Source organism: Paenibacillus sp. TSA_86.1 (assembly GCF_052691815.1).
Map to the genome: position 1 here is coordinate 23,455 of NZ_JBQZGE010000011.1, position 26,448 is coordinate 49,902.

Here is a 26,448-nt window from a genome sequence, read left to right on the forward strand (position 1 = left end):
AATGTTGACGGTTCGTGATTCTAAGCAAAAGGTAGTCACGCTGCAGATTAAGGAACTATTTTTCCTTGCTGGCATCCTCGGTTCAGATCGACTGCTCGGCGTGGAAGATCCGTTCCGCGGTTATATGGCAGAAGATATCGCCATGGAATGGGAGCGTGTCAAAACCTCCTTGCTGGACAAAGGTTACTTGATTCAGGATCAAGATACCGATGAGCTGATCATGACACCAACCGTTTTTTCCAGAGTAGCCATTGCCGGATTGTCCGACAGAGCATGCTGGCTCCGCTATACGATAAGCGGCAAGTCGTATGAAAGTTATATACACTGCACGGATGAACGGGTCGTTGAAGTAGCCCGCGCTATGGATGTACCTGATTCGTTCCGTCTCAGTGATCTGGGGAATGTCCGTGAAGCTATTGATGTCCTGATTGAACGCATGAAGTGGAGCGGTCATTCTCCAGTGGAGAAACCGGCATTGATGTGTTCCAAGAAGAAGTTTTATGATGTCATGAATGGATTGAAAGGCTGTGAAGTACAGACCGTGGCTGAAGAACTGTCACAGGAGACAAATGATCCGGAAGGTTCTTTAGCATTAGCACGTTGTCTGGTTGGCAAGCAATCTGATGGTGAGCTCAGATTACTTGTATGGGGGCAGGAGAGCTGGCAGTCACAATCGGCGGCATTTACCGCCAGTGCAGCCTCCAACTGGTTATTCCGAATGAGTACAAAGGCTTCAGATGACTGGCTTGTTGCAGCGCTGACAACAAAAGAACAGTTTCACGAAATGCTGCTGGACTGGCTCAAACAGCCTGCAGGGGAAGAGGAAAGGTGATGGTAAATGCGCATTCGTGTGGAACCGGATGTGCTTCGGGCACTGAGCAGGCAGATTCAGTATGCAGCGGAGCAAATACAGCAAAAAATGACAGTGTTGGATCAAGCGATACATTCGCTGGATTGGGATATTGAATCCCGTGCAGCGGTGATGAGCGAATGGAATCGCAGCAAACGACTGGGTGAGGAAGCCCTTCGTCGTTTGATGGACTTAAGTGTACAGCTTGGACGCAAGGCAGTGTTATTCCAACAAGCAGACATGGAATATCGTTCCGTGTTGAGTCATGTCAATGTGGCCTATGGTAATGCCGTCAATATGCTGAATGTTCTACAGAACAGCCAAAGCGGGGAGATCCTGCCTGCTCACGCTGCTGATTTAGCTGTTGTATCCGACCCTCTCTCCGCTATGGCGGCTGTCTATCGGATACAGGACAGTGCTCCACCTGATGGTTCTCCAGCTACACTTGTTCAGGCTATGCAGCCTGAGCCTGTTGCTTGGAGATTCAGAGACCCTTCTTTTCGAGAGAGAAGAGGAACTGAACCTGTAGTTTCATAGATTGCCCGACAGAGGTAGTGCAACTGAACATAAAATAAATTGTAAATAGTCTGTTAGTTGAAGTTTCACAGGCTAAAAATGGGGTAAATAGGATTAGGTCCTTCGGCTTTTGTCCGAGTGATCCTTGTATAGTACAATTTGAACAAACAAAATAATTGCACACATCAAGGAGGAATTTAACAATGGCAGGACGTATTTTAGTTACCCCAGAACAACTGGATCAGGTTTCCAACCAATTTAAACAAAGTGGAGAGCAAAGCCAGCAGATCGTATCTTCATTGACTCAATCCATCACAAGCATGGAAGGACAATGGGAAGGTATGACAAAGCAACGTTTCTTCCAGGAGTTCCAGGAAGCAAGTAAACAAATGCAATCTTTTGTTCAAACATTGAACAGCATTAGCGTAGAACTTTCAGCAATCGCGAACAAATTCCGTACAGCAGACCAATCTCGTTAATCTGCTTTACATAGGTCAGGACGATGCGGCGTTTGAAATCGCCCTGAATGTATGCGGGCAAGAAGCTGAAGATTACACAATTACGGCAAAAACCGGGTGGATTAACACCCGGTTTTTGCCGCAACTATGACATAAAGAATGAGAGGGATGAGCATGTCTTTTCAACCGAATCCCGGGGATGAAGTGGTAATTAATGATATTGTCTATACAATAGGTCAGCATCCGGCTGCGCCGGGTCTTGCTTATGCCCAAGCCGGAAGGCAAGGAATTGTCTATCAATTAATTCCCCGCCGTGGCTCCATTCATGGGGCAAAAGCACTAAAAGTATTTTTTCCAAAATTTCGTATCCCGGCGATGGTCTATCAGTCCGAGCATATGGAGCCATATAGTGAACTGCCAGGCCTGCAGGTATGCAAGCGTGAAGTGCTCACTCCGGAAAGAAACGGAGCGCTTATTGGAGAACATCCTGATCTGTTGTATGCGGTACTGATGCCATGGGTGCAGGGTCTGACCTGGTTCGATGTGATCAGTGATCAAAAGCAACTGACGGCGGAGGAAAGCCTGAAGCTTGCGAGAGCACTTGCAGGTACAGGTTCTGCAATGGAGCAACGCGGACTCGCACATTGTGATATGTCCGCACCCAATGTAATGATTCCGTTTTTTTCCGAAGTGCAGAACTCAGCATTGACTTCTGCGGTTGAACTTGTGGATGTGGAGCAGATGTATAGCTCCAAGATGGATCGTCCGGATGCACTGCTCGCAGGTTCGCCTGGATACGCAGCCCATCGAACGGTGCATAGTGGTCTGTGGAGTTCTTATGCAGATCGCTTTGCCGGTGCTGTTATTATCGCAGAAATGTTGTGCTGGTCTGACCCCGTCATTGTAGAAAAAGCCTGGGGAGAGAGCTATTTCGACCAACATGAGATGCAAACCTCAAGTGAGCGTTATTTTACGATGCGCAGTTCCCTTGAGAAACGCTGGGGTTCCAAATTATCGGATCTGTTTATTCGGGCGTGGGAAAGTCATGATCTGAGCAGCTGTCCAACGTTTGGGGAATGGTACATTGCCCTTGCAGCTACAAATACTCAGCAGGCAGATGCTCACATGGCCGCTCTGGCAGGGGCGGAAGAAGATGTGGCGTTTTCGTCAGAAGCGGACGAGCTTGCAGCTCAAGGGAATGATGAGGCATCAAAGGCTGTGAAACAAGATGCTGTGGAAGGCAATACAATAAGCGCAAAACAAACCAAGGATCAGGAAGCGGTTGTGAACCGCCTGTTTTTGCAAGCGAGAGCTCTGGAGGATGAAGACAAACCTGCCGCTGCGCTGGAAGTTTACCGTTCTTTATATCACTTCATTCCGGATAACAGTGCGATGCAGACGGAAGTGGACGCGGCGATCAAGGAACTGGATGCAAAATTGAACGCGAAAAACGAAAGCGCAGAACCGGTACCGATTCCTTTTTACCGATCCAGAAAATTCATGATCTCCTCGGCGGTACTTATCGTTCTGCTTGCGGGGGGCGTACCTACAGTTAAAATTCTTGCAGACCAGTCTGAGGTGAAACAGCAGGAAGCTGCGCGTCTGGCTGAAGCAAAAGCGATAAAGGATGCGGCAGACGCCAAGGTCAAACAAGAAGAGGCGGAAAAGCAAAAGGCGGCGGAAGCGGCAAAGCTTGAGGCCGAGGAAAAGAAAAAGCTTGCGGAAACGAAGAAAAAAGAGGAAGAAAGCAAAGCTTTGAAGGCTAAGTATGACAAGCAGGCTAAGTACGAGGCCTATCTGGCGAAGCAAGAGCAACAGAAAAAGGAATCCGCGCGAAAAGCGCTGCAGTCCAAATATGAACAGCAAGCCAAGTACGAAGCTTATCTGGTCTGGAAGAAAGAAAATGATGCCAGGATTGCCAAGCAGAAGGCTGCCGCCGAAGCCCAGCGCAAGCAGCAGCTGGCACAGAAGGAAGCCCTCAAGAAAAAGCGTGCTCAAAACGTCGTGACACTGATTGCAAGTTATAACAAGGCTTACAATGCGCAAAAAGGCAGAAAAACAAATAATGCTCTCGTATATGCCCGCGATTTCAAAAACCTCTATAATACGGATGCTTCGTATTTCAAAGGTGTAGGAAAAGTAGCTGCACGGATGAGTGCAATCAACAAATTTTTAGGCAATTCCAAGTATTCTCTGCCTGACCTATAAATCAAATCTATATTGAATAATAGAGGTGACACACTCTAGTGAACTACACAATTCAAGCATCACAGCGTACACCTGCACTTATTATATATTTAATTGATATCAGCGCCTCCATGAATATGGTTCTGGATAATCGTCGCCGAATTGACATCGTGTATGATGCATTATCTTTGGCGATTCGCCAAATGGTGTTTCGTTCCACCAAAGGAAATCGGCTGACGCCGCGTTACCGTATTGCCATTTTGGCTTATAGTGATGATGTGTATGATGTATTGAACGGAATTAAAGGGATTGATGAAGTTGCCGCTGTAGGTTCGTTGCCGGATCTGACACCGAGACGTTTCTCGGATTCGGCAAAGGCATTTTTGCAGGCAGAGAAAATTTTGCAGGCAGAGATACCCAATATGCAGGATTGTCCTGCTCCGCTCGTCTGTCATATGACGGATGGTGTAGCGACTGGAGAAGACCCGGAGCCGATTGCCAAACGCATTATGGGCATGAGCGTACCGGATGGTAACGTATTGGTTGAAAATATTTTTATAAGTGATCACCTGCTTGAAACTCCTATTGCGGAGCCTAGACGCTGGAAAGGCATTTCTCCAGAATCAAACCTGCAGGATGAGCATGGGGAGAAATTGCGCAATATGTCATCCGTGCTGCCTGAAAGCTATCGCGAAATGTTGGTGGAGGCAGATTATTTGCTTGCGCCGGGAGCACTTATGATGCTGCCTGGTACTTGTGCAGAACTGGTTTCCATCGGATTCCAGATGTCTGCTGCGACACCTGTAAGATAGGAGGGGAATCATGCGAGTGATGCGTATGGCGACATTGTCTGCCAGTGATCGAGGAGGTCATGCCGAACAACGGCATGACAATTTTCGGTATGTAAGCGTGCAGACCGGAGAACAGCCGTTAACTCGTTACCAAGGCAAGCTGAAATGCAGATATGGGTATGGACGTGCAGCGGAAACCGTAAATCAAGGTGACGCGGGGCAAGATTTTGTTGCAATTCGCATGCAAGGCAATGTCTGTCATTTTGTTTTGTGTGATGGAGTCGGCATGAGTTATCTGGGAGATTTTGCTGCACGTTTTCTCGGCAGTGCGCTGCTGGAATGGCTGGAAACGACGTCATCCCTGACAGCCGAAGGAGTCGAACGGTTCCTTCAACAACTAACGGGGTCTGCATCGGAACAGCTGGCACAATTGCAGCCGCTCGATAACTCGCCGCTTTTGCTGCGGGAGGTCCTGATGGAAAAGCGAAGTCAGGGAAGCCAGGCCATGTATGTATGCGGACGCATTGAACTTACGTCTGGAGGACGCAAAAGCCGAGTCTGGTTGGCTTGGCAAGGCGATTCCAGGATCCGGCTCTGGCGTAATGGTCAGGAGCAGTCGGAGCCATTCCAAAAGCATTGCAAGACGAGTGAACGCTGGTCTACACGAGAAGGTTCCGTCGGTGGTCACCCGCATGTGTTTGAAATGAAAGGTTCAGGAAGTGAATCCTTTCGCCTTCAGCTCTATACGGATGGACTGAATGATCTCGATGCTATCGGTACATATATTCCAGACGAGCATATTCAGGTGTTGTTGGACGCTGCCCACACGGGTGGACTCGAGGATGATGCCGCTTTTATCGAATTGGAGTGGTAAACGCAGTTATGTGACAAGACCCAATACTCAAGCGAGTTCGGTGTACATGACTGTCGGGAAATGAAAAAAGTTGCGAGTGTTGATTTAAAAGCTGCTCGTTTTGGGTAATCTTGTGAAGAAATGATTGAACTCAAGTTGGATCGAATCTTCTTACATAATTTCCAAATCGAAGGAGTGAATGGGCGATGACACAACACAGCAACAGGTCACAGTTTCAGGGCAAGGTGGCCATTATTACGGGCGCAGGTTCGGGAATCGGTAAAGCAACGGCACTCAAGCTGGCGAGTGAAGGGGCGCATGTTGCCCTGTTTGATCTGGTGAATGATCGCATTTCTAAGACGGAAGCGGAGATTAATGCGATCCATGAAGGAGCTGCCAGAGCATTTGATGTGGATATTTCCGATCCGGCGCGGGTTGAGAAGGCTGTACTGGAAACGGTGGAACTGTTCGGTGGACTGGATATCGTTTTTGCCAATGCAGGCATTAACGGGGTGTCAGCTCCAATTGAGGAGATTCAGGTGCAAGACTGGCAGCAGATTATTACGACGAACCTTGACGGAACGTTTTTTACAGTAAAGTATGCATTGCCTCATATGAAAAAGCGCGGTGGAGGCAGCATTATTATTACAAGTTCCATCAATGGTAATCAGCGTTTCTCGAGCTTTGGCATGTCGGCTTACAGTACGTCAAAGGCAGGACAGGTTGCTTTTGCCAAGATGGCGGCATTGGAGCTGGCGAAGTTCAAGATCAGAGTAAATGTGATCTGTCCAGGTGCGATTGCCACGAATATTGATCAAAGTACAGTCAAGGCGGACGATTTGCAGGATATTATCATCCCGATCGAATTCCCCGAAGGACAGCAGCCACTTGCTGACGGGCCAGGACAGCCCGAGCATGTTGCCGATCTGGTGAGTTTCCTCGCTTCCGGTGCATCGAAACATATTACTGGTGCGGAGATCGTAATTGATGGTGCGGAGTCTCTGCTCAGTTGATCTTGAAGATGATGAGACAGTCATCGATGTTGTACAGTCGTTCCTTCGGAACGGCTTTTTTTGTTATAATGCTAACATTCGAATATTGAACTTATCGTCTTATTAAAGTGGTAGGACATCCCATAGGAGCGATGATATGTACACTGATTTACCAATACAAGCGGTTATTCCGGAATTGCAGGAATGGTTCCGTGATCAGGACACAGGTATTTTGATTGCAGAGCCGGGAGCAGGAAAGACAACGGTTGTACCCCTCGCGATGCTGGGAGAGCCATGGCTGGATGGCAAAAAAATCATCATGCTGGAGCCGCGCAGGCTCGCAGCCCGTTCGGCTGCATCGAGAATGGCAGCAACGCTGGGTGAAAAGACAGGACAGACAATTGGATACCGCGTACGGATGGATACCCGGGTAAGTCCGGCTACACGCATCGAAGTGGTCACTGAAGGTGTGTTAACCCGTATGTTGCAGCAGGATCAGGGACTTGAGGATACGGCGATGATTATTTTTGACGAGTTCCATGAACGGCATTTGCATGGGGATCTGGGACTGGCACTGGCGCTGGAATCCCGGGCGATGCTGCGCCCTGATCTGAAACTGCTTGTGATGTCGGCTACGCTTGATCCGGATCCGGTCTGCAGTTTGATGGGAGAAGAAACCCGCGTGGTGAACTGTGCCGGGCGCACGTTTCCGGTGGAGACACGATATGTTCCTAAACCTGCGGCAGTTGAATTAGAGAACTGGACGGCTCGCACGATCATTCGAGCATTGAGTGAAGAAGAGGGAGATGTCTTGGTTTTTCTTCCTGGGGCGAGAGAGATCCATCGTACCGAACGGGAATTGTTGCAAGTGTTGCAAGCTTCATTTCCTGCACAGGTGAACATACATACGTTATATGGCAGTATGTCTGCGGAGAAGCAGGATGAGGCGATCCGGCCTGCTGTAGATGGCTGGCGCAAGGTCGTGTTGTCCACCTCCATAGCGGAGTCTAGTCTTACCCTGCCGGGGGTCAAAGTGGTGGTGGATGCCGGGCTTAGCCGGGCGTCGGCTTTCTCGCCAAGGACGGGCATGAGCCGGCTTGTGACACTGCCGGTATCCAAGGCGTCCGCCGATCAGCGGCGCGGACGTGCGGGGCGTATCGCCCCGGGGGTGTGTTACCGGCTATGGAGCGAGGAGGCTCATGGCGCGCTGCCTGAAGCAGCGCGCCCGGAGATCACCTCCGCGGACCTTGCGCCGCTGGCGCTGGAGCTTGCCGCTTGGGGTGTCCAGTCCCCGGCCGAGCTGCGCTGGCTGGACACCCCGCCTGATGCGGCTTACGCTCAGGCACAGGCGCTGCTGCGCCAGCTGGGCGGCCTGGATGACGCAGGCCGCCTCACGCCCTTTGGGCGGCGGATGAACACGCTTGGCGTTCATCCGCGGCTGGCCAGCATGCTGCTCCGCGCGGCGGAGCTTGGGCTGGCCAGCTATGCCAGCACGCTGGCGGCACTGCTGCAGGAGCCCGCTGGCTCTCGCAGCAGCAGCGCAAGTGCTGGCGGCGCGGGCACGGACTTGCGCCCGCGCGTGGAAGCGCTGCTGGCCGCAGGCCGCAGCAGCGCCATACCGCAAGCGGCAGCAGCTGGCGCAGACGGCGCTGCCGTGCGGCGCATGCTGCAGGAGAGCCGCCAGCTACGCTCGGCGCTCGGCAGCCCGGCGGCCGATCCGGTGCGGCCGGATGAGGACAGCTGTGGATTACTGCTGTCCTTCGCGTATCCGGACCGGATCGGGCAACGCCGGGAGGACGGCCGCTATCTGCTGAGCAGCGGCCGAGGGGTACGGCTCGCGGCAACAGAGTCGCTGAGCCGTTCCGCCTATCTGGTCGCAGCCGAGGCAGACGACCAGGGCGCAGATGCGCGCATCCTGCTGGCTGCGCCAGTGCAGGAGCAGACGATGCTGCGTTCCGCACAGCATCTCCTGCACGAAGAGGTGCTGGTGGCTTGGGATCGCACAACGAAAAGTGTGCGGGCACACAAGCGGCAGCGTATCGGAGCGTTGATCATCAAGGAAAGCACCATTGTGAAGCCGCCAGAAGATCAGGTGCTTGAAGCCCTTATATCAGGGATCCGTCTGGAAGGATCGGACATCCTGCCATGGAGCAAAACATCCCGCCAACTTGCGGATCGCATGCGTTTTCTGCATTTGCACTTGCCGGACTGGCCTGATCTGATTGAGGATCATCTGACGGATGAGCTGTCCGAGCAGCTTGGACCTTATTTAACAGGCATGCGCTCCGCGGCTGATCTGAAGAGGCTATCGATGCATGACGTGCTTCTGGGCGGACTTAGTTGGACGCAGCGGCAGCAACTGGATGAAGAGGCTCCTACCCATATTCGGGTTCCAAGTGGTTCACGTATTCCGGTGGACTACAGTAATCCGGAAGATCCGATCCTGGCTGTTCGATTACAGGAGATGTTTGGTCAACATGAGACACCATGCATCGGGGGCGGGCAGGTTCCGGTCACACTTCATCTGTTATCCCCAGCGCAGCGTCCTGTTCAGGTTACACGGGATTTAGCCAATTTCTGGCGCGAGACCTATTTTGAAGTAAAAAAAGATTTGAAAGGGCGTTATCCGAAGCATTATTGGCCGGATAATCCCCTTGAAGCGATTGCAACGAATCGGGCAAAACCGCGGTAAAAAGATGCACTTCAGTCTCTTCATTACCCGTTCTTGTGAAGCTCGTTCTTTGGACCTAAATTAGTATTTATGCATATAATTATCGGCCTGGGAACGTTTGAAAGAAGGAGTGACGGGTAATAACATAGCGAAGCGAACCACTCAAAATGATGAGGAGGTATTCACTATGAAGAAGAAAATCGTAGGTGTGTTTAATACGGAACGTGAGGCATCGCAGGCTATTGATAGTTTGAAAGCAGAAGGTTTTACGTCTGATGAAATATCTGTTGTTACGCAGGATAGAGATGAGCTGAAGGCCATTCGGGAAGAGACCGGTACGAAAGCGCCGGAGGGGGTAGCAGCTGGAGCGGCCACTGGCGGTGTACTTGGAGGCGTAGCTGGATTGCTCGCCGGAATAGGTGCGCTGGCTGTTCCCGGGATCGGTCCGATTCTGGCTGCAGGACCCATTGCAGCGGCCTTCACAGGTGCAGCTGTAGGTGCAGGAGCCGGGGGACTCGTTGGTGGACTCGTCGGGCTGGGCATTCCGGAAGAAGATGCGAGAGAGTATGAGGAGTATGTGCAGAATGGTAAAATTCTGTTGCTGGTTGATTCATCCGACCGGGATAGTACGGTATACGATGTGTTCAACCTGAAGCGTCAGACTCATTCGAACATCGACCCCGTACACGGTGAAGATGTGAACACTGCTGAGGCTCGTTCCGATCTGGATATGGAAGAGCGCCGCATGGAAGCGCAGACCAAAGCTGCTCGTTTCGGCAACAATACCTTTTTATAAAGCCGATAAACCAGTCGGTGGAAGGGACACATGAGAGTGAATACAGAGAACACATGTAGACTCATTATCATTAGCGGCTTTGAACTAGTGAAATGATACATGTGATCTATAAAATGGACTACAGCCGGTCTCCTCCGAGGAGGCCGGTTTTTGACCATACGGATGTTTGAGTCTCTACAGGTACAGCAATGTTAGGATCAGAGCATTGTTTTTTACATTGTCAGGCGGGGAATACCAATACATACAACAGCAGGGCAAGCACGATTGCATATGCCAGGATAAACAAGAAAGGTAGGTTGAGTGATTTGCCTCGCAAAGAACGCATTACTGAAATCGAAACACTGAGAGGAATCGCTTTTGCAGCCGTCGTGCTGCAGCATTCCATTGCCCATTACTCCCTGGTTCCGCAAGCGGGACTTCAGGATGGCGTCGTGCTGGCTTTGGTACTGATGCTCGCTAAGTTTGCGGTACCGCTGTTTATATTTATAACCGGGATGGTGCTGTTCTACAACACAGGAGACCAGTTGCAATATGGCCAGTTTATGCGCAAAAGAGTAATGGACGTGATTTTACCTTATGTGGTCTGGACTCTCATTTATTTTATACTTGCTCCGCGTAACTGGGCAGAATTTGGCTGGCAGGACATCCCTGATCTCGCTCTGAAACTGGTGACGGGGAAGACGGCTTCGCATTTCTGGTACATTATTATGCTGATTCAGTTTTATGTGTTTTTTCCGTTATTTCTGCGTGGCATTCGTTACGTGTACCATCGTTACCAAGCCAAGGGACGAATGATCGCACTGCTGGTCTCAGGCGTCTTGTTTCTGGTTCTATCCGATCAATTAAGGAACATTGCCGGATGGATGGAGCGGCTGCAAATTCCGGTGCTAACCGATGCCTTTACAGCCTATGCAGACCGTAATTTCATCTACTTTTTCTTTTATTTTGTACTTGGTGCGGCGGCAGGACTTTCCGTTCAGCGCTGGCAGGAATGGATTATTCGTTTGCGCTGGGTATACTGGCCGGTGTTTATCACCCTGGGGTTACGGTTTATTTATCTATTAATGCTGGAGTTTCAGCAACCCGAAGGACTTCAAATCCGTTTTTATACCGTCAACCTGATCAGGCCCGATATGATTCTGTTCCTGATTGCTTCGATTATGGTCATGTACCAACTCGCTGGCAAGCTTCATCAAAGTCAAGTTCTCCATTGGTTGGGATGGATCGGTGGCATGTCGTATGGAGGTTATCTGATGCATATCCTGGTCCTCCGTTACAGTTACATCCCAGACGAATGGTTATACGTGGCTTGGGGATGGAATCCATCGGTACGTATGATCGTCACTTGGCTTGTAGCACTTGGGGTGTCTTGTATGCTGACCTGGCTGATCTCCCGTCTGAAATGGGGAAAATGGATCGTGGGCGTTGTGCCCAAGCACACGCAAGTCAGTAAAGCGACTGCTTCGACTCCAAAGTGAATATATCATCATATGAAAAATTCATAATAATAAACGTCTTTGCTTTCTTACTCCAGCCGTTTAAATCCATCTTTCATCTTGCTTATTCTCTATAGCAGTCCGTCACAAGGACAAGGACAAGGGCAAGATCAGGAGCCAGATGGCAGGATCAGAACATATGTTTTATAATGAGAGATAGACAGGTTCTGACAGGAGGGAACGGGCATGGCTTTTATGATTGCACAGCGGGCATTTATCAAGGTTTATCTTATAACGATGGTGGAGCAGCACAGAGGCTATGGCTACGAGATGCTGGAAGCGATGAAGCAGGAATTCAAAGATTATGGATATGTGCCACCTCAAAGTGAGGTATATCGGGCTTTACATGAGCTAGTCCAACAGGGAATATTCTATCGAACCAAAAAATTAAAGGGCAATGATCCCAAAGTGGATTTTCAGGAGATCGTTCTCTATCACTTTACGGATGATGGCGCCGCCAAAGCAGAATTGTACAAGAAACAGGTGAAAACAGATCTGGATCGTTGTCTCGGTATTTTGCACAAGGCAGAAGAGGATAATTACGGTACGAAAGGAAGATGAGCATGAACAGACCTCTGCAGTGGGGTGTACTGGGAACTTCAACGATTGCCAGAAATGCAGTCATTCCTGCGATTCAGCAGTCCGAACGCGGTGAAGTGCTGGCGATTGCCAGTCGCTCGAAGGAAAAAGCGGAAACGTTGGCTGAAGAGATGAATATCGCCAGATCCTATGGTAGTTACGAAGAACTTATCGCTGATCCGGACATCCAGGCGGTGTATATCCCTTTGCCGAACCATATGCATAGAGAATGGACCATTAAAGCTGCTGAGGCAGGAAAACATGTGCTTTGTGAGAAACCCGCGGCTTTGAATGCCAAGGAATCTATGGAGATGATTGAGGTATGTGAACGTCATGGCGTTTTGTTCTCAGAAGCTATTATGTACCGCTATCATCCGAAGCACAGACGGGTGCAGGAGATTATCGAGAGTGGCGAGATTGGAACGGTCAGAGCCATTCATGGAAATTTTACGTGTAATACCGCAGATGACAGGGAAAATGTGAGGTTCAAAAAACATATGGGCGGCGGTTCCATCTTTGACCTCGGTGTGTATCCAATCTCTGCTGCCCGGATGTATCTGGGACAGGAGCCAGAGGCCGTTACCGTACATGCGCTGTTCTCGGAGGAACATGACGGCGTTGATATGATGGCATCGGGATTGATCGAGTTTCCGAACTCGGTTGCCCTGACCTTCGACTGTGGCATGTGGGCTTCCGGACGGGCCGAGATGGAGATTCTCGGAACCGAAGGACGCATTGAGCTGCCTAAAGTGTTCGGTTGGGAGAATAGCGATATTCCGCCTCAGATTATCATTCATACCGATTCGGTGAGCCGGGAGGAACGGGTTTCGGTATCCAACTCGTATGTGCTTCAGGTGGAGACGTTTGCGACGGCGGCCCTTGAGGGAGAACCGTTGCCATTCGGTCCGGACAACACGATTCGGAACATGCGTGTCATTGATGCCTGTCTGGAATCTGCTCGCACGCGTCAACGGGTGCTGGTGGATCAGAGTCCAATCTGAATAACTGCTGAAGCTGGTTGTAACGATACGACATTGGACGGATGGCTGATAAATTGAAGGCTAATCCATAAAATACATGACTTTTAAAGGACTCCATCACTAATGATGAGAGTCTTTTTTTGTATGCCTGGATCAGCTGAACAATGCAGCCTAGCCTATTTTTAATCCAACGTTAAAAATATTTTCACGTTTGTATTGCTTTTTCCACAAACCCCGTTAAAATAATATTAACATGAAAAATATTTTAACTTCAGGGAGTGGAGAGAGATGAACGAAGGTGCTGTGGCTGGGAAACAAGGGTTGGGGGAATTAATTCGGATCAGACCCTATATCCAATTTATGTTGAGTAAGATGGTGTCCCGGTTTGGGGATTCCATCGATTCGATTGCGTATAGCTGGATGGTGTATATTTTGACCGGTTCGAAGGTGCTGATGGGAACGTTGCTAGCGGTTAATTTTCTGCCGAATATCCTGTTTGGCTTGTATGCCGGAGCGCTGGTTGACCGGTTATCCCCGAAAAAAGTCATCGTGATGACCAACACCGGTCGGGGAGTGTTGGTTGGTATTACCGCACTTTTATTCGCTCTGGGTCAGCTTGAAGTATGGCATCTATTCGTAGTCACCATCTTGAACTCCTTGCTGGAATGTTTTACGTCACCTGCGGAGGTATCAAGCGTTCCGAGGTTACTGCCTCAGTCCATGCTGCTTTCGGGTAATGCGATGACCTCATCGGCCACCCGGCTTGCTGAACTCGCAGGACTTGCTGCGGCCGGAGCCTTAATTGCAACCATGGGCATTGCATGGACGATCTGGATCGACGCCGCCTTGTTTGCGGTGAGTGCAATCCTGATGAGCCGGGTGGACTATCCGGAATGGATGTCACCACGGGCAATATCCTCTGGCGCCAGGAGTATAATCTCCGATATGGCGGAAGCTTTTCATTTTCTACGTAAACATGCGCTGTTATTGGTCTCTTCGACGCTCTTCGCTTGGGTTAACTTCTGCCTGATGCCATTTAATGTGCTGCGCACACCTTACGTGATGGAAACACTGCAAGCGGGTGCATGGGGGTTAAGCCTGCTTAGTGGGCTTTTAGTTGGCGGCATCGTGCTTGGTGGTCTGTGGATGTCACAAAACGGGGCTCGTTTTCGCAAAAGTGTGCTGGTCGTCACCGGCATTGTTATGCTTGGTTGCGGGTACGCATTGACTGCCCTTCCAGCTTACATGACGTCATTTCAGCTTCCAGTTGCAGGTGTGTTCTGTCTGCTTATGGGTCTCGGCATTCCGCTTGCGACAACACCGCTGGTTTCTTATCTGATGGAGGTTACTCCTTCCCATATGCTCGGCAGAGTATCTGCGTTGCAAAGTATGCTGGTGTTAAGTGTTTCGCCGCTCGGTAGTCTTCTGTCCGGTGTTCTTGCAGACTGGTTCTCGATGCCGATCCTGTTCATTCTGTTTGGTGTTCTGCTCGGATTGTCTGCACTTCTGCTGCTTGCCAGCAAAAGTTTTCGTCAGGAGATGTAAGTGAGTCCTTTTGACCGAAGTCCTGTCTGAACGGTATAATATAAGGAACGAAGGGCAGGCAGGTACCCCGGAAATGAGGATTCAGGTATGCAGCAGCATAAAGTACTTTCAACGATTGAAGAGATCAAGATATACTCTGATCCTTACCGGATACAGATTATGAATATGTTTAATCGCCAAGGCCGACCGTCCACCGTGAAGGAAATCGCGGATCTGATGGGAGAAGTGCCTGCGAAGGTGCATTATCATGTGAAAAAGCTGGAGAAGATCGGCCTCCTCAGCATGGTATCGACCCGTGAAATCAACGGCATTATCGCCAAATATTATGAACCCTTCTCGGGTGAAATTCATCTGCGTCACAAGGATGAAGAAGATGAGAATTCACCATTGAAGCAGGTTTTTCGGTCCGAGACCTTAAAGCTGCTGAACGAGATGTTTGAGCAGAGCCGTCAGCGTTTCATGAATCATGCAGAGCATGATAAGCAGGAAAAGCGTTTTATATCCGACATGACGCTGTACGCTACGGCGGACGAAGTAGAGAAGTTATATCAGGACATTGTCGAGCTATGCAAACCCTATCTAACCAAAGAGGGTCAGACATCCGATCATCAAGTTTTTCAGTTATTCACGGCCATGTCCAAAGAAGTTCAAGCTGCACCGCAGGCTGGTTCCGGGTCCAAGAAGAAGGCAACGGTACAGAAAAAGGACAAAGATTCTGCTTCCAAGGCATCTGCCAAGGCACCCAAAACATCGGACATACCGCCTGGTACACCGAGTACGGCGAAGAGAGACAAACGTTCTGGAAGCCCTAAGGCTTCGGAGTCTACAGATGAATAGCTTGAATGGCTGTATCAAACTCATATAGATTAGTTCTTTCTAATCCAGGATATAGGCGACCGAGTAAGAAGTAGGAACTGTAAATTCATTACTAATGTAGGAAGTTTGTTGAACATAGGGCAGCGTGGAGTCATAGCAAAAAAGCCGCCATTGGCGGCTTTTTGTTATACAATCGCGAGAGTCTGTTTTATGGCAGCGTGTATCATCAAGCTTCTCCAGACTATTGAATGTCCTAACACACGGGGAACGATCTAAGCAATCTGAACAATCTTAAATAACATGTTTACAATAATTACTCTGCTTAGCAACCTCGGTGACCCAATAATTTGCACAATCTGGATTAGGCAGGATTACTTGCTACTTTACATGTTCTCGTCGTAGTTCTTGACATCACGTTTGGCGGCCATCGCAGGGGAATTGGATGTACCATACTCCTCGACCGCTTCCCATGCCTCCGCTTGGTCAAACTTGCCGGCATTACGCTGTCTCCCTTCTCCGGCGCCACTCGGCGGCATCGTCATGACTTCTTCCTCAACAGGACGATCATTGCTTACGTCCCGATTGGGAGTATCATCAATGCAATAGGCGGTATAAGGTATGGCTTGCAGACGTTCAAAAGGAATCTCCTTGCCACACGTACTACAGGTTCCATATGTGCCTTCTTCCATGCGCTCGAGGGCATCATTGACCTGATTAAACTCATTGGTTAATGTATCGTCGATGGCGAGGTCACGGCTTCGTTCAAATGTCTCTGTTCCTGCGTCTGCCGGATGATTATCATAAGAGGACAACTCACCTGTGGAATCTTTAAATGACTCAGCTGGTGCGCCGTCCTCCATGCTGGATTCGAAATGACGTTGCAGATCCTCACGCTGTTTCAGCAACGCTTGTTGTAATTCTTTATGTTGATCTTGGGTTAATGTACTCATAAGGACATGCTCCTTTCCCGCTTGAGGGTTTGTAGTGACTTCTTACCCGAAAAGCAAGTGAAGCAATCATTTTGAACGGGATCGGGCCGTTTCGTTTTATATCTGATGAATTATGTGTTATAAAAAATAGAGAGAGAAATTGCCGTGTGTTCTCTTCCAAGGAATAGAACCGCTGCTCGGCTATAATGGAGGGGTGTCAAGATGGATGAACATATGAAACGAAGATTGGACAAACAGAGACAATTGTTCAAACAACTGGGTGTACAGCTGGATGCTCTATCTATTCATGAGAAACAGTTCAATTATAAACTTCGGGGTTATGACCCGGACGAGGTAGATGCGTACCTGGATCTGGTGATTAAGGATTACGAGCGCTTTTATGCCAATATTGCGGATTTAATGGATAAATGGCAGGAACAGCAGCTGACCATTCGCGATCTGAAGAATTCGGTCAAACCTGTCGAGGATCCGAACAAGATTGATCGTAAACAACTGGATGAGATTGTGAAGCAACTGGAATATACAGTGCGTCAGCTCAAAGTCAGAGCACGTCCTGAACAGGATCTGTTTAGAGAATAACACTGGCATATCCGGGATTATATTAAATAAAGGTGGTTAACCATGAGTACTCATTTTTCGGTCAGTGTGCATTGTTTGTTGTTATTGTCTATCAGCGCGCCTGAACGAATTACGTCTGCTGAAATTGCGGGCAGCGTAAATACCAATCCTGTCGTTGTCAGACGTATACTGGGAGGCATGAAAAAGGCAGGCTTGGTGAACTCTTCACCAGGCACAAGAGGATTCTATCTGGCGAAGCCATCCAGTGAAATTACACTTGATATGATCTATCAAGCTGCCAAGGATGAGGGGCCGTTGTTCCCGATTCATGGAGGCTGCAATCCCAATTGCGAAGTGGGCATTCAGATGGACGGCCTGCTGACGAATTTGTATCAGATCGCAGAGTCCAAGGTGGAGCAGTTTTTTGCAACGATCACACTTAAAGATATGGAGCGTACTTGCTCACAGCAGATGCAAACTGCGCAATTAGAGGCGAATCAGGAGTCTAACTAGGAAGGTGGTTGTCACATGAAAATCATAGTCATCTCCGACACACATCTACCCAAAAGAGCACGGACTTTGCCAGTACCACTGGTAGACGCGTTGTCAGGTGCGGATCTTATTCTTCATGCGGGAGACTGGTCAGACTGGAGCGTGTATGAGCTGTTAAGTCAATACGCTCCGGTTGAGGGCGTCGCTGGTAACACAGATCCATCCGAGATCGGGGAGAAACTTGGCTTTTCCCGTATTGTTGAGGCAGAAGGGCTGAGGCTCGGACTTGTGCATGGTCACCGTGGATCAGGTGGTACAGAGCAGAACGCCATTCAGACCTTTGATGGAGAGCGGCTGGATGCGGTGATTTACGGACATTCACATATTCCGGTAATGCATACCGTAGATGACCTGCTTGTATTTAATCCGGGTTCACCTACAGATCGCCGATTCCAGAAGCGGTTCTCGTTCGGAATTATGACGGCAGAAGATGGGAAACTGCAGGCCGAGCATGTATTTTTTGACCGGGAATAGATTGCGTTTGTATGGATAAGTTGCTTGAATACGTTCATATGAAGAGCGTCTCTGATCAGAATGGATTTCTGATTTGGAGATGCTTTTTTTAGTGAGGCAACATGATTGGGATGTTCAGGGTTATCTCTGAATGGGGAATATGTGCGGATTGTTATCTGTCATTCATCTGTTTGCATTCTGCTCTATGGCAGTGTCTAAGAGAGTGATACAATGCGTTTACGACATAAAATGAATGCGTTTACATAAAGGGGAGGTTCAAGAACATGAAACTGTCCATATTCACCGTTGCTGTCCCGGATCTGGATGCAACCGAGCTAGCTTCCGCAGCTGCGGCTGCGGGAATCGATGGTATTGAGTGGAGATATCGCGGAATACCGGAGGATGCGTTGTCCGAACAGCCTTCGTTCTGGAGAAACAATCGATGCTCTATTGATCCGGATAAATGGCCGGAACAGGTTCCTGTTTTTCGGGAAGCAGCCTTGGCTCAAGGTAGACAGTCTATTGCGCTTGTGCCGTATCTGAATTGCGGGGACATGGCTGCAACCGAGCAAGCATTCCAGGCTGCGTCTCAACTCGGTGCTTCCATGATGCGTGTCGGAGTTCCCGGTTATGACCGAAAAACAGCCTATCCAGAGTTATATGCAAAGGCCGTTCGTTATCTAAGTGAAGTTCAGGATATGGCAAAACAGTACAACATCAAAGCGATCATTGAAACACATCATCAAACCATTGCACCCACGGCATCCCTTGCGTATCGCCTTGTGCAATCTCTGAATCCCGAGCATGTTGGCGTGCTCTATGATCCAGGTAATATGGTGCATGAAGGATACGAGAACCATCGGATGGGACTTGAACTGCTTGGACCGTATCTCGCCCATGTGCATGTGAAAAATGCGGGTTGGTACAAGGAGAACTCCGGGAATACATCAGATGCGAGATCGTTGGCTGGAAGCGGCGGCTCTGAACAATTGTTGAGCACATCTTGGCAATGCCACTGGGCTCCGCTTACGGAAGGTATGGTGGACTGGGTGCAGATGGTACGTGATCTGAAAGCGGTTGGATATGACGGTTATTATGGCATTGAAGATTTTAGCGGAGCTTTGGATTCCAGAGCGATGTTGCAGCATTTTGCCGACGTTTTTGCAGAAATTGAGCGTCGCGTACATGAGGAGGAACAAGCATGAGTATCGTTCGAGTAGCGGTCATTGGTATTGGAAATATGGGAGCGTCACATGCCAGAACATTGGTGGCTGGAGAAGTGCCGGGTGCGGAGCTGGTAGCCGTCTGTGATGTGAGAGAAGAGATGGGGAGCTGGGTAACGAGTAACCTTCCGTCCACCGTAACGTATTGGCAGGATGCGGAGCAGATGATGAGTTCGGGAACGATTGATGCTGTTATTGTGGCTACGCCGCATTATGATCATCCTGAACAAGCGATTCAGGCATTCCGACATGGTTTGCATGTAATGATCGAAAAACCGGCGGGTGTCTATACCAAGCAGGTGCGGGAAATGAACGAAGCCGCAGCCGCAAGCGGTAAAGTGTTCTCCATTATGTACAATCAGCGCACGAATCCGCTCTATATCAAGTTGCGAGACCTGATTGCATCAGGTGAGCTTGGTGAGGTGCGGCGTACCAACTGGATTATTACCAACTGGTATCGTTCCCAGAGTTATTATGATTCCGGCGGCTGGCGTGCAACATGGGCAGGCGAGGGTGGCGGCGTTTTGATTAACCAAGACCCGCATCAGCTGGACTTATGGCAGTGGACGATTGGCATGATGCCTGTGCGTATGCGTGCCTTCTGCGCCTTCGGCAAATACCGGAACATTGAAGTGGAAGATGATGTGACTGCCTATGTGGAATATGAAAATGGAGCAACCGGTGTGTTTGTAACCACCACGGGTGAAGCACCAGGAACGAACCGCTTTGAGGTCAGCGGCGACCGCGGTAAAATCGTCATCGAAGACGGACAGCTCACCTTCTGGCGGCTGCGTGAATCGGAGCGGGAGTTCAATCAACGTTTTACGGGAGGATTCGGACAGCCCGAATGCTGGAAATGTGATGTGCCGATTACGGGCATAGAGACAGGACATCCGGGTTTAATCCGTAACTGGGTTGATGCGATTCGCACAGGCGCACCGCTGATCGCTCCCGGGCAGGATGGTATTCACGGCTTAACGTTATCCAACGCGATGCTGCTGTCCACTTGGACGGATAACTGGGTTGATCTGCCGATTAATGAAGACTTGTTCTATGAGCACTTGCAGGAGCGCATTGCCAATTCAACAACGAAGAAAGACAAGGCGTATGCGGGTGGGCAGCCTGCCGATCTGAGCAAGACTTTCAAATGATGATGTAGATAAGTTCAACTGGAGATTTACCCGGCACACTTGGATGACCTTTGAACTTCAAACTTGATCAATATGCGTTTGAATATAACTTTTAATAAGGATGGGATAACATGGCGAAAGACGGAATGTTTTATGCACCCAAAAGTGCTACAAAAGAGGTCGTGTGCGAACCGGGAGAGTTCACTATCGCAGCAGTGGCTTTGGATCACGGACATATCTATGGCATGGTAGGCGCACTGCTGGAGGCTGGAGCTACGCTCAAATGGGTGTACGACCCGGACCCGGCTAAAGTGGATGCATTCCGTAAACAGTTCCCTCAGGCACAGGTCGCCGCATCGGAAGCGGAAGTGCTCGCGGATGATGAGGTGCTGTTAGTAGCAAGCGCCGCTATTACGTCAGATCGTGCACCACTTGGCATGAGAGTCATGGCAGCAGGGAAGGATTATTTTACGGACAAAGCCCCGTTCACCACGATGGAACAATTAGATCTGGCGCGTGAAGAAGTGAAGCGCACGGGCAAGAAATACATGGTGTATTACAGTGAGCGTTTGCATGTGGAAAGTGCAATCTATGCGGGACAGCTCATTGAACAAGGTGCTATCGGCAAAGTAGTTCAAGTCATGGGCACAGGGCCACACCGTTTGAACGCGGGAGGACGTCCCGACTGGTTCTTCAACCATGAGCAATACGGCGGCATTCTCTGTGACATTGGTAGTCACCAGATTGAGCAGTTCCTGACTTTTGCGTCATGTAGTGATGCACAGGTAGCTTTCAGCCGGGTCAACAATTTCAATCATCCACAGTTCCCGGAACTGGAAGATTTCGGCGAAGCTTCCCTGATCGGTGATAACGGCGCATCCGGTTACTTCCGCGTAGACTGGTTCACACCGGACGGCCTTGGCACATGGGGCGATGGACGTACTGTAATTCTCGGCACAGACGGTTACATCGAGCTGCGCAAGTACATCGACATTGCACGCGAGCCGGAAGGGGATCAGGTGTATCTGGTCAACCATGAAGGTGAATTCAGATACAATGTCAAAGGCAAAGTCGGTTATCCATTCTTCGGTCAACTCATTCGCGACTGTTTGGATCGCACCGAGACGGCAATGACACAGGAGCATGCATTCAAGGCCGCAGAACTCTGCTTGATCGCCCAGCATAAAGCGATGAGCGAGCGCGTGGTATGGAGTGTGGGAAGTAAGGTTTAGGAGTATGGAATAAGATGATAGGTATGAGGCAGTAAGGTTTTAGATAAGGCAAAGCAGTCCTATTGAAACTGTAGATACGCTTGTTAGTTCGTACTAACAAACGACGCAGTGAAGGGACTGCTTTTCTCTATTTTGACTTCGCAGATGGAACAATTTGGGTTATATTAGATGTAGTTCGCATATGAGGTTGAGATGAAGGGTATATATGAAATTCGTAGATATAATGTTATAGGAAAGGTCGAAAACACAAAAAAATAAAGTCAATCAAATTGAATGACTATAAATGATCATTGTCTATTAAATTTTTCGAACTCTGATTCCAAACGAAAGATCCGTTTATTCAAAGCGGCCACTTCAGAATCTTTATCTACAAAGTTATGATGGATTTTTTCTAAAAGAGCAAAAGTGTCTTTAGGTTGTCCATTCTCTAATCGAACAGTGGATTGATAAATACTATTGATTTGAATGGACATTTGTTTTTGATTCTGATCTAAGAGAAGTTGATTCTGACTCAATTTTTGAACGTCTTGTCTGAGGGCTTGAATTTCTTGAAGAATCTGATTAAGGGTTTGTTCCACGAATAACCACACCTTTCTTGAAGGTTATTATAACACGAATAGGGAGATCGAAAAAAAAAAGAAGATTGAAAACGAAATAAGAGAGAAGATTTAAAGAGTTGAGAATAATACTACCTTGTAGGAGTTTTCGAAGAAGATGGATCCATCCTATAACATAATATTCAAGCAGCGGCTCTTTCGGAGCCTTGGTCTGCGAGGTGGATTTCGAAGAGGTATTTCAGCAGACAACCCCTTCGGGGTTCATGAATACGACAACGTTAGGTGAAATTATCAGAAAGAAGGAAAAATATATAATGACTCATAAACTAATCATAGTAGATGGAATACCGGGATCCGGGAAGTCAACGCTTTCGGAAATGATATCTAAAGAGTTGGATAAGCAAGAAATAAACAATATATTTTATCATGAATTAACTGAAAATCACCCACTATTTATATGGGAGCGTAAATTTACGACCTTAAAAGATAAAGAGGAAGCAGAGTATTATTTTAATCGAGTAGTTGAATTGTTTAATAGTTTTGTAGAATCCCATAAAAATAAATCGGAAGTTATTATAATCGAAAGTGTATTATTTCAATATACATTAAGTTTTGCATATAACAGGGGAATGGACCGGTTAAAGATTGAAGAACTATTTAGTAAATTAGTAGATATATTAAGAAACATGAATCCTATTCTCGTTTATATCTATCAATTAAATGTTAGAAGAAATTGGGAAATAATTGGTAAGATAAGAGGTGTAGAATGGATAGCTTCTTTACATACTCAAGAAGGATTAGATGAAGCTGAAAGAGATTGGAAACCGAATCAAGAATTTATTAAGTCATTGATTGAAGAATGGAATATACCAAAATTAATTATTGAAAACAAAGATTATTTATGGGAGGAATATAACGAAAGAACTAAAGAATTTTTGAGAGCTAATTCTATGCTGTCTGATAAAATCACCTAACATCACATTCCTACTGCGGGGCATTGGCCCCTTGGTCGCCAGAGGCATTTCGAGGAAGAGGTTCAGGTGACACATTGATTTCCAGTTAGAAACAATAAAAAATACGATTGAGAGTTATATGTATTGGTTTACTGTGTGTGAGACTGTACTACGTAACTACTATGAGAATGAACTTAGAGAAAAGGTATATATGAATTGGTTTAATGAAATAAAAGTATACAGTGTAGATATAACATTCAATAGCAGTGATGACTATGGTGCAACAATCGTTTGTGGGGACACTTTGCTCCTTGATCACATATTAATAATAAATTTTGATAGAGAGCAAATCGAGTCAATACACTTAAATGGGTGAAGAGTAAGAACTCTAGGTTTAGCTCTGAAGCTCGGTTCTCCGTATAACATTATATTCACGCTACGGCTCCTTAGGAGCCTTGGTCTGCGGATGGATTAAGAGGAATTTCAGCAGACAACCCCTTTGGGGTTCAAGATTACAGAAACGTTATCTGAAATTGGCAAGATCGAAAGGAGAAAAAATGATACTTGGATTATATGAAGCACATTTACCCGTAAGCAATTTAAAACAATCTATTAAATTTTACTCTAAACTAGGATTAGAGCTGGCTTGGAGAGAGGAAGATACAGCTTTTTTCTGGATTGAAAAAGAAAAGAGTTGGGTGGGGCTATGGCAGGGCGAAGAGCATAAAACATCTTACCATCCATCATTAAGGCATATCGCATTTCGCGTGAGTTACGAAGATCTTCGAGAGAGTGTGAAATGGCTTCAAACGATTGAAATAGAGCCTGTTCCATTTGGGACAAGAGATTCAATAGATCCATTTGTTAGGCTTAAATTACTTTATGAAACGAGTGATTTTATGATCGTACAAGATTTAAGAAAGTGGGCAAGTAAGCACGAAGTTAAAAATCAGCGCTCGAAGCTTTTTGGCTCAATTTAAAAAGCTATAGAATTGAGGAGCCCGAAGATTTTGAAGAGTTATTTTGGGATTACGACGAAAAATATCCAGAATGGCGTATTCAAGGGAGCATCTTAAATCAGATAACATAATATTTACGCTGTGGGCGTACGCCCTGAGTCGTAAATAAGGGAACGTTATATGAAAGGAACTGCTTAGTTTGAATGATGAAAGAAGTTATAAGGTCTTGCTTGAATGTAATATAACTGAAAGTTACATAAAGGGATATTCAAATAAATGCTATTACTCTGAAGTAATATTGGTAGATCAGGAAACGCTAGTTCTAATTGAAACCGATTCATATCCATTGGTTTGTAAGTTATGTGGAAACCATCCAATATCATTTGAATTAATAGAAAAAGTCGAGTCTTTCAACAATCAATGTTTTAAAAAATAGACAGAGGATCTACATAATATGGGGGGATTAAAATGAAAATTGTTTTTAGAAATTTCGACGATTCGTGTTATAAACAAGTTTGTGATTTTTTGATTGAATTATCAAAAGAGGATCGTAAACATATCAATTGGAATTGGGCAAGGTGGGAATGGATGTTTTTTCATCCTGAGTTTGATCGTGACTTAAAAGATAAAATTGGATTATGGTATCTTGATGATGAGTTAGTAGCTATAGCAACGTATGATCATTATTTCGGTGAAGCTTTTTTTGCCACTAAAGAGGAATTTAGAGAGTTAGAAAAAGATATATTAGAATATGTTATTGCTACGTTTAGTAATCAAAATGGTCTTGGGATTGCGGTGAATGATAAAGATACTCATATTTTAGATTTATTGCGTAGTCATCATTTTGTGAAGCATGATCAGACAGAAAATATACTTGAGCTCGCACTAGAGAAAGTTAGCCTTGAAGGTAGCATTCCTGAAGGCATAACCATAAAAAACATCGATATAAAAAATGACTTATATAAACTTCATCATATGTTATGGAAGGCATTTGATAATGAAGGGCCTGTACCCGTTGATGAAACTACGATGAGTAAGCAAAAAGAAATGATATCCGCAACCCATTTGAATACATTTCTACATGTTATTGCTGAAAATGAAAATGGGGAATATGTTGCGTACTGTGGCTTATGGTATAGTCCGAAAACGGATTATGTTTATGTTGAACCTGTATGTACAATTCCGGAGTATCGTCATAAGGGGCTTGGTAAAACAGTAGTTCTGGAAGCTTTAAAAAGAAGCCGTTCTTTAGGTGCTGAAAAAGCATATGTTATTTCTGATAGTGATTTCTATAAGTCATTAGGATTTCAACAGCATTCACATTATACTTTCTATTGGCATAACATCTGATATTTTGATCATCATGAAGTGATAGTTGTGCATGCTGACTCTGGGTCTCACTTGCCCGGATGATGCTGAGATCGACGGTCAGACCACTGTTGCTCATGACAATAACGAAGAATTGAACTGGCTCTAACAACAAAAAAGTTTAGCCAAGGAGAAAAGCTGATTTATGAAAAAAATGAATTTATTTATATGTATTGCAGTTATTTTGCTGTTGGCCGGTTGCCAATCTTCACAACAATCACAACAACCCAAACTGATAAAAGAGGAAACGACTGATTTCGATATAAAGACTGCTATGGAAATGGTGAAAACGAAAGAAGAAATGATTGTCGACTTAGCATTGAGAGATAATGTATCCAAAATGGAGTATGAAGAAATCGAGAAATCTTTTACTACAGAGTTTGGAAGCCGCGCACAGGATATTTTATCTATATTATTTATCAATAATATGGATGCTGAGCCCAATGCAGATATATCCATTAATAAAAATATATTATACCCGACTGTCTTCCATGAAGGGATAAAGATAACAAAAGCGGTTGTTGATAAGAGTACATTTGATAACGAATTTTTCAATGAAACGAAGTTGAAAATCAAAGAAGAGTATGTAGGTGATGATGAAAAATTAAAGTCCTGGAACAGAGAATATATTTTCAAACCTAATGAGAATGACGAATGGGAATTCAGCGGTTTTTCTGGAACATTGAATTTCTCGGGAGAAGAGTACAACCTGAATTATTTAGAATTAAAAAGATGAACAAGAAAGAAAAACATTGGATTGCATGATAGTTATGCTGCGAGGATAAGCTCTGTGTCTCGCATATGCCGGATACCCGAAATGCGTTCGAGCGTGTCTCACTGAATCAATGGGCAAGCAACTTTGTTTGTCCTTTTTGTCTTGTTCTCGTTTATCAACTTTCTTATATAAATTCTATATTATGTACGCTACGCTTCATTTCTGTTATGGCAATATCCTAATCAATGCAATGGCTACTTTCAATACA

General features: G+C 46.8%; 26 protein-coding genes. 24 read left to right on the plus strand and 2 right to left on the minus strand.

Translation table 11 applies throughout. The annotated features are described in order from the left end of the window. The first annotated feature begins 1 nt into the window (after position 1). The 14 genes from ACUTVW_RS19060 (at position 2) to ACUTVW_RS19125 (ending at position 15,551) form a co-directional block, all read left to right on the plus strand. Positions 2-832: a hypothetical protein gene (locus tag ACUTVW_RS19060; RefSeq protein WP_445647224.1), complete on the plus strand. Its 831-nt coding sequence runs from the start codon at positions 2-4 to the stop codon at positions 830-832. Between the two features lie 6 nt (positions 833-838). After that, positions 839-1,387 (plus strand): WXG100 family type VII secretion target, encoded by a 549-nt coding sequence (locus ACUTVW_RS19065; protein WP_434751599.1) that lies wholly within the window; start codon positions 839-841, stop codon positions 1,385-1,387. 182 nt (positions 1,388-1,569) lie between these two features. Continuing rightward, complete coding sequence (locus ACUTVW_RS19070; RefSeq protein ID WP_434751598.1) at positions 1,570-1,845, plus strand: WXG100 family type VII secretion target; 276 nt, start codon at positions 1,570-1,572, stop codon at positions 1,843-1,845. A 153-nt stretch (positions 1,846-1,998) separates the two neighbouring features. After that, positions 1,999-4,032, plus strand: coding sequence for a hypothetical protein (locus ACUTVW_RS19075; protein WP_445647225.1), 2,034 nt, complete (start codon positions 1,999-2,001; stop codon positions 4,030-4,032). Positions 4,033-4,070: 38 nt separating this feature from the next. Then, a complete protein-coding gene (locus tag ACUTVW_RS19080; RefSeq protein ID WP_445647226.1) occupies positions 4,071-4,823 on the plus strand; it encodes a vWA domain-containing protein in 753 nt (250 codons plus the stop codon). A 10-nt stretch (positions 4,824-4,833) separates the two neighbouring features. Further along, complete coding sequence (locus ACUTVW_RS19085) at positions 4,834-5,676, plus strand: protein phosphatase 2C domain-containing protein (protein ID WP_445647227.1); 843 nt, start codon at positions 4,834-4,836, stop codon at positions 5,674-5,676. A gap of 185 nt (positions 5,677-5,861) precedes the next feature. Next, complete coding sequence (locus ACUTVW_RS19090; protein ID WP_445647228.1) at positions 5,862-6,668, plus strand: SDR family oxidoreductase; 807 nt, start codon at positions 5,862-5,864, stop codon at positions 6,666-6,668. Between the two features lie 136 nt (positions 6,669-6,804). Then, positions 6,805-9,339, plus strand: a complete 2,535-nt coding sequence (gene hrpB / locus ACUTVW_RS19095; RefSeq protein WP_445647229.1) for an ATP-dependent helicase HrpB — start codon at positions 6,805-6,807, stop codon at positions 9,337-9,339. Between the two features lie 166 nt (positions 9,340-9,505). Beyond that, on the plus strand, positions 9,506-10,114 hold the full coding sequence (locus ACUTVW_RS19100) for a general stress protein (protein WP_445647230.1): 609 nt from the start codon (positions 9,506-9,508) through the stop codon (positions 10,112-10,114). A 305-nt stretch (positions 10,115-10,419) separates the two neighbouring features. Beyond that, complete coding sequence (locus ACUTVW_RS19105) at positions 10,420-11,592, plus strand: acyltransferase (RefSeq protein WP_445647231.1); 1,173 nt, start codon at positions 10,420-10,422, stop codon at positions 11,590-11,592. Positions 11,593-11,796: 204 nt separating this feature from the next. Next, positions 11,797-12,171, plus strand: coding sequence for a helix-turn-helix transcriptional regulator (locus ACUTVW_RS19110; RefSeq protein WP_434751590.1), 375 nt, complete (start codon positions 11,797-11,799; stop codon positions 12,169-12,171). A 2-nt stretch (positions 12,172-12,173) separates the two neighbouring features. Then, positions 12,174-13,190, plus strand: a complete 1,017-nt coding sequence (locus ACUTVW_RS19115; protein ID WP_445647232.1) for a Gfo/Idh/MocA family protein — start codon at positions 12,174-12,176, stop codon at positions 13,188-13,190. A gap of 267 nt (positions 13,191-13,457) precedes the next feature. Next, positions 13,458-14,714 (plus strand): MFS transporter, encoded by a 1,257-nt coding sequence (locus ACUTVW_RS19120; protein ID WP_445647233.1) that lies wholly within the window; start codon positions 13,458-13,460, stop codon positions 14,712-14,714. Between the two features lie 87 nt (positions 14,715-14,801). Continuing rightward, positions 14,802-15,551 carry an ArsR/SmtB family transcription factor gene (locus tag ACUTVW_RS19125; protein WP_445647234.1) on the plus strand — a complete coding sequence of 250 codons (750 nt, stop codon included), beginning with the start codon at positions 14,802-14,804 and terminating at the stop codon, positions 15,549-15,551. A gap of 362 nt (positions 15,552-15,913) precedes the next feature. Here ACUTVW_RS19125 and ACUTVW_RS19130 read toward each other — a convergent pair whose 3' ends face one another. Then, positions 15,914-16,480 carry a TraR/DksA C4-type zinc finger protein gene (locus ACUTVW_RS19130; RefSeq protein WP_445647235.1) on the minus strand — a complete coding sequence of 189 codons (567 nt, stop codon included), beginning with the start codon at positions 16,478-16,480 and terminating at the stop codon, positions 15,914-15,916. Positions 16,481-16,681: 201 nt separating this feature from the next. Here ACUTVW_RS19130 and ACUTVW_RS19135 point away from each other — a divergent pair, with 201 nt between their 5' ends. From ACUTVW_RS19135 to ACUTVW_RS19160, 6 genes are all read left to right on the plus strand, one after another. Beyond that, a complete protein-coding gene (locus ACUTVW_RS19135) occupies positions 16,682-17,059 on the plus strand; it encodes a DivIVA domain-containing protein (RefSeq protein WP_445647236.1) in 378 nt (125 codons plus the stop codon). 42 nt (positions 17,060-17,101) lie between these two features. Further along, on the plus strand, positions 17,102-17,551 hold the full coding sequence (locus ACUTVW_RS19140) for an Rrf2 family transcriptional regulator (RefSeq protein WP_445647237.1): 450 nt from the start codon (positions 17,102-17,104) through the stop codon (positions 17,549-17,551). 15 nt (positions 17,552-17,566) lie between these two features. Further along, positions 17,567-18,064 carry a metallophosphoesterase family protein gene (locus tag ACUTVW_RS19145; protein ID WP_445647238.1) on the plus strand — a complete coding sequence of 166 codons (498 nt, stop codon included), beginning with the start codon at positions 17,567-17,569 and terminating at the stop codon, positions 18,062-18,064. A gap of 263 nt (positions 18,065-18,327) precedes the next feature. Then, entirely contained in the window at positions 18,328-19,248 is a 921-nt protein-coding gene (locus ACUTVW_RS19150) for a sugar phosphate isomerase/epimerase family protein (protein WP_445647239.1), read from the plus strand. Continuing rightward, positions 19,245-20,417 carry a Gfo/Idh/MocA family protein gene (locus ACUTVW_RS19155; protein ID WP_445647240.1) on the plus strand — a complete coding sequence of 391 codons (1,173 nt, stop codon included), beginning with the start codon at positions 19,245-19,247 and terminating at the stop codon, positions 20,415-20,417. The genes ACUTVW_RS19150 and ACUTVW_RS19155 overlap by 4 nt, the downstream gene beginning before the upstream one ends. A gap of 110 nt (positions 20,418-20,527) precedes the next feature. Further along, positions 20,528-21,628: a Gfo/Idh/MocA family protein gene (locus tag ACUTVW_RS19160; RefSeq protein WP_445647241.1), complete on the plus strand. Its 1,101-nt coding sequence runs from the start codon at positions 20,528-20,530 to the stop codon at positions 21,626-21,628. Between the two features lie 287 nt (positions 21,629-21,915). On the opposite strand, the gene ACUTVW_RS19165 is transcribed toward ACUTVW_RS19160, so the two are convergent. After that, positions 21,916-22,206, minus strand: coding sequence for a hypothetical protein (locus ACUTVW_RS19165; RefSeq protein ID WP_445647242.1), 291 nt, complete (start codon positions 22,204-22,206; stop codon positions 21,916-21,918). A 242-nt stretch (positions 22,207-22,448) separates the two neighbouring features. On the opposite strand from ACUTVW_RS19165, the gene ACUTVW_RS19170 reads away from it, so the two are divergent. The 4 genes from ACUTVW_RS19170 to ACUTVW_RS19185 all read left to right on the plus strand — a co-directional run bounded on the left by ACUTVW_RS19170 (position 22,449) and on the right by ACUTVW_RS19185 (position 26,201). Next, positions 22,449-23,159, plus strand: coding sequence for a hypothetical protein (locus tag ACUTVW_RS19170; protein WP_445647243.1), 711 nt, complete (start codon positions 22,449-22,451; stop codon positions 23,157-23,159). 536 nt (positions 23,160-23,695) lie between these two features. Continuing rightward, a complete protein-coding gene (locus ACUTVW_RS19175; RefSeq protein ID WP_445647244.1) occupies positions 23,696-24,118 on the plus strand; it encodes a VOC family protein in 423 nt (140 codons plus the stop codon). A 447-nt stretch (positions 24,119-24,565) separates the two neighbouring features. After that, positions 24,566-25,447, plus strand: coding sequence for a GNAT family N-acetyltransferase (locus ACUTVW_RS19180; RefSeq protein WP_445647245.1), 882 nt, complete (start codon positions 24,566-24,568; stop codon positions 25,445-25,447). 163 nt (positions 25,448-25,610) lie between these two features. Continuing rightward, a complete protein-coding gene (locus tag ACUTVW_RS19185) occupies positions 25,611-26,201 on the plus strand; it encodes a hypothetical protein (RefSeq protein ID WP_445647246.1) in 591 nt (196 codons plus the stop codon). The last annotated feature ends 247 nt before the right edge of the window (positions 26,202-26,448 follow it).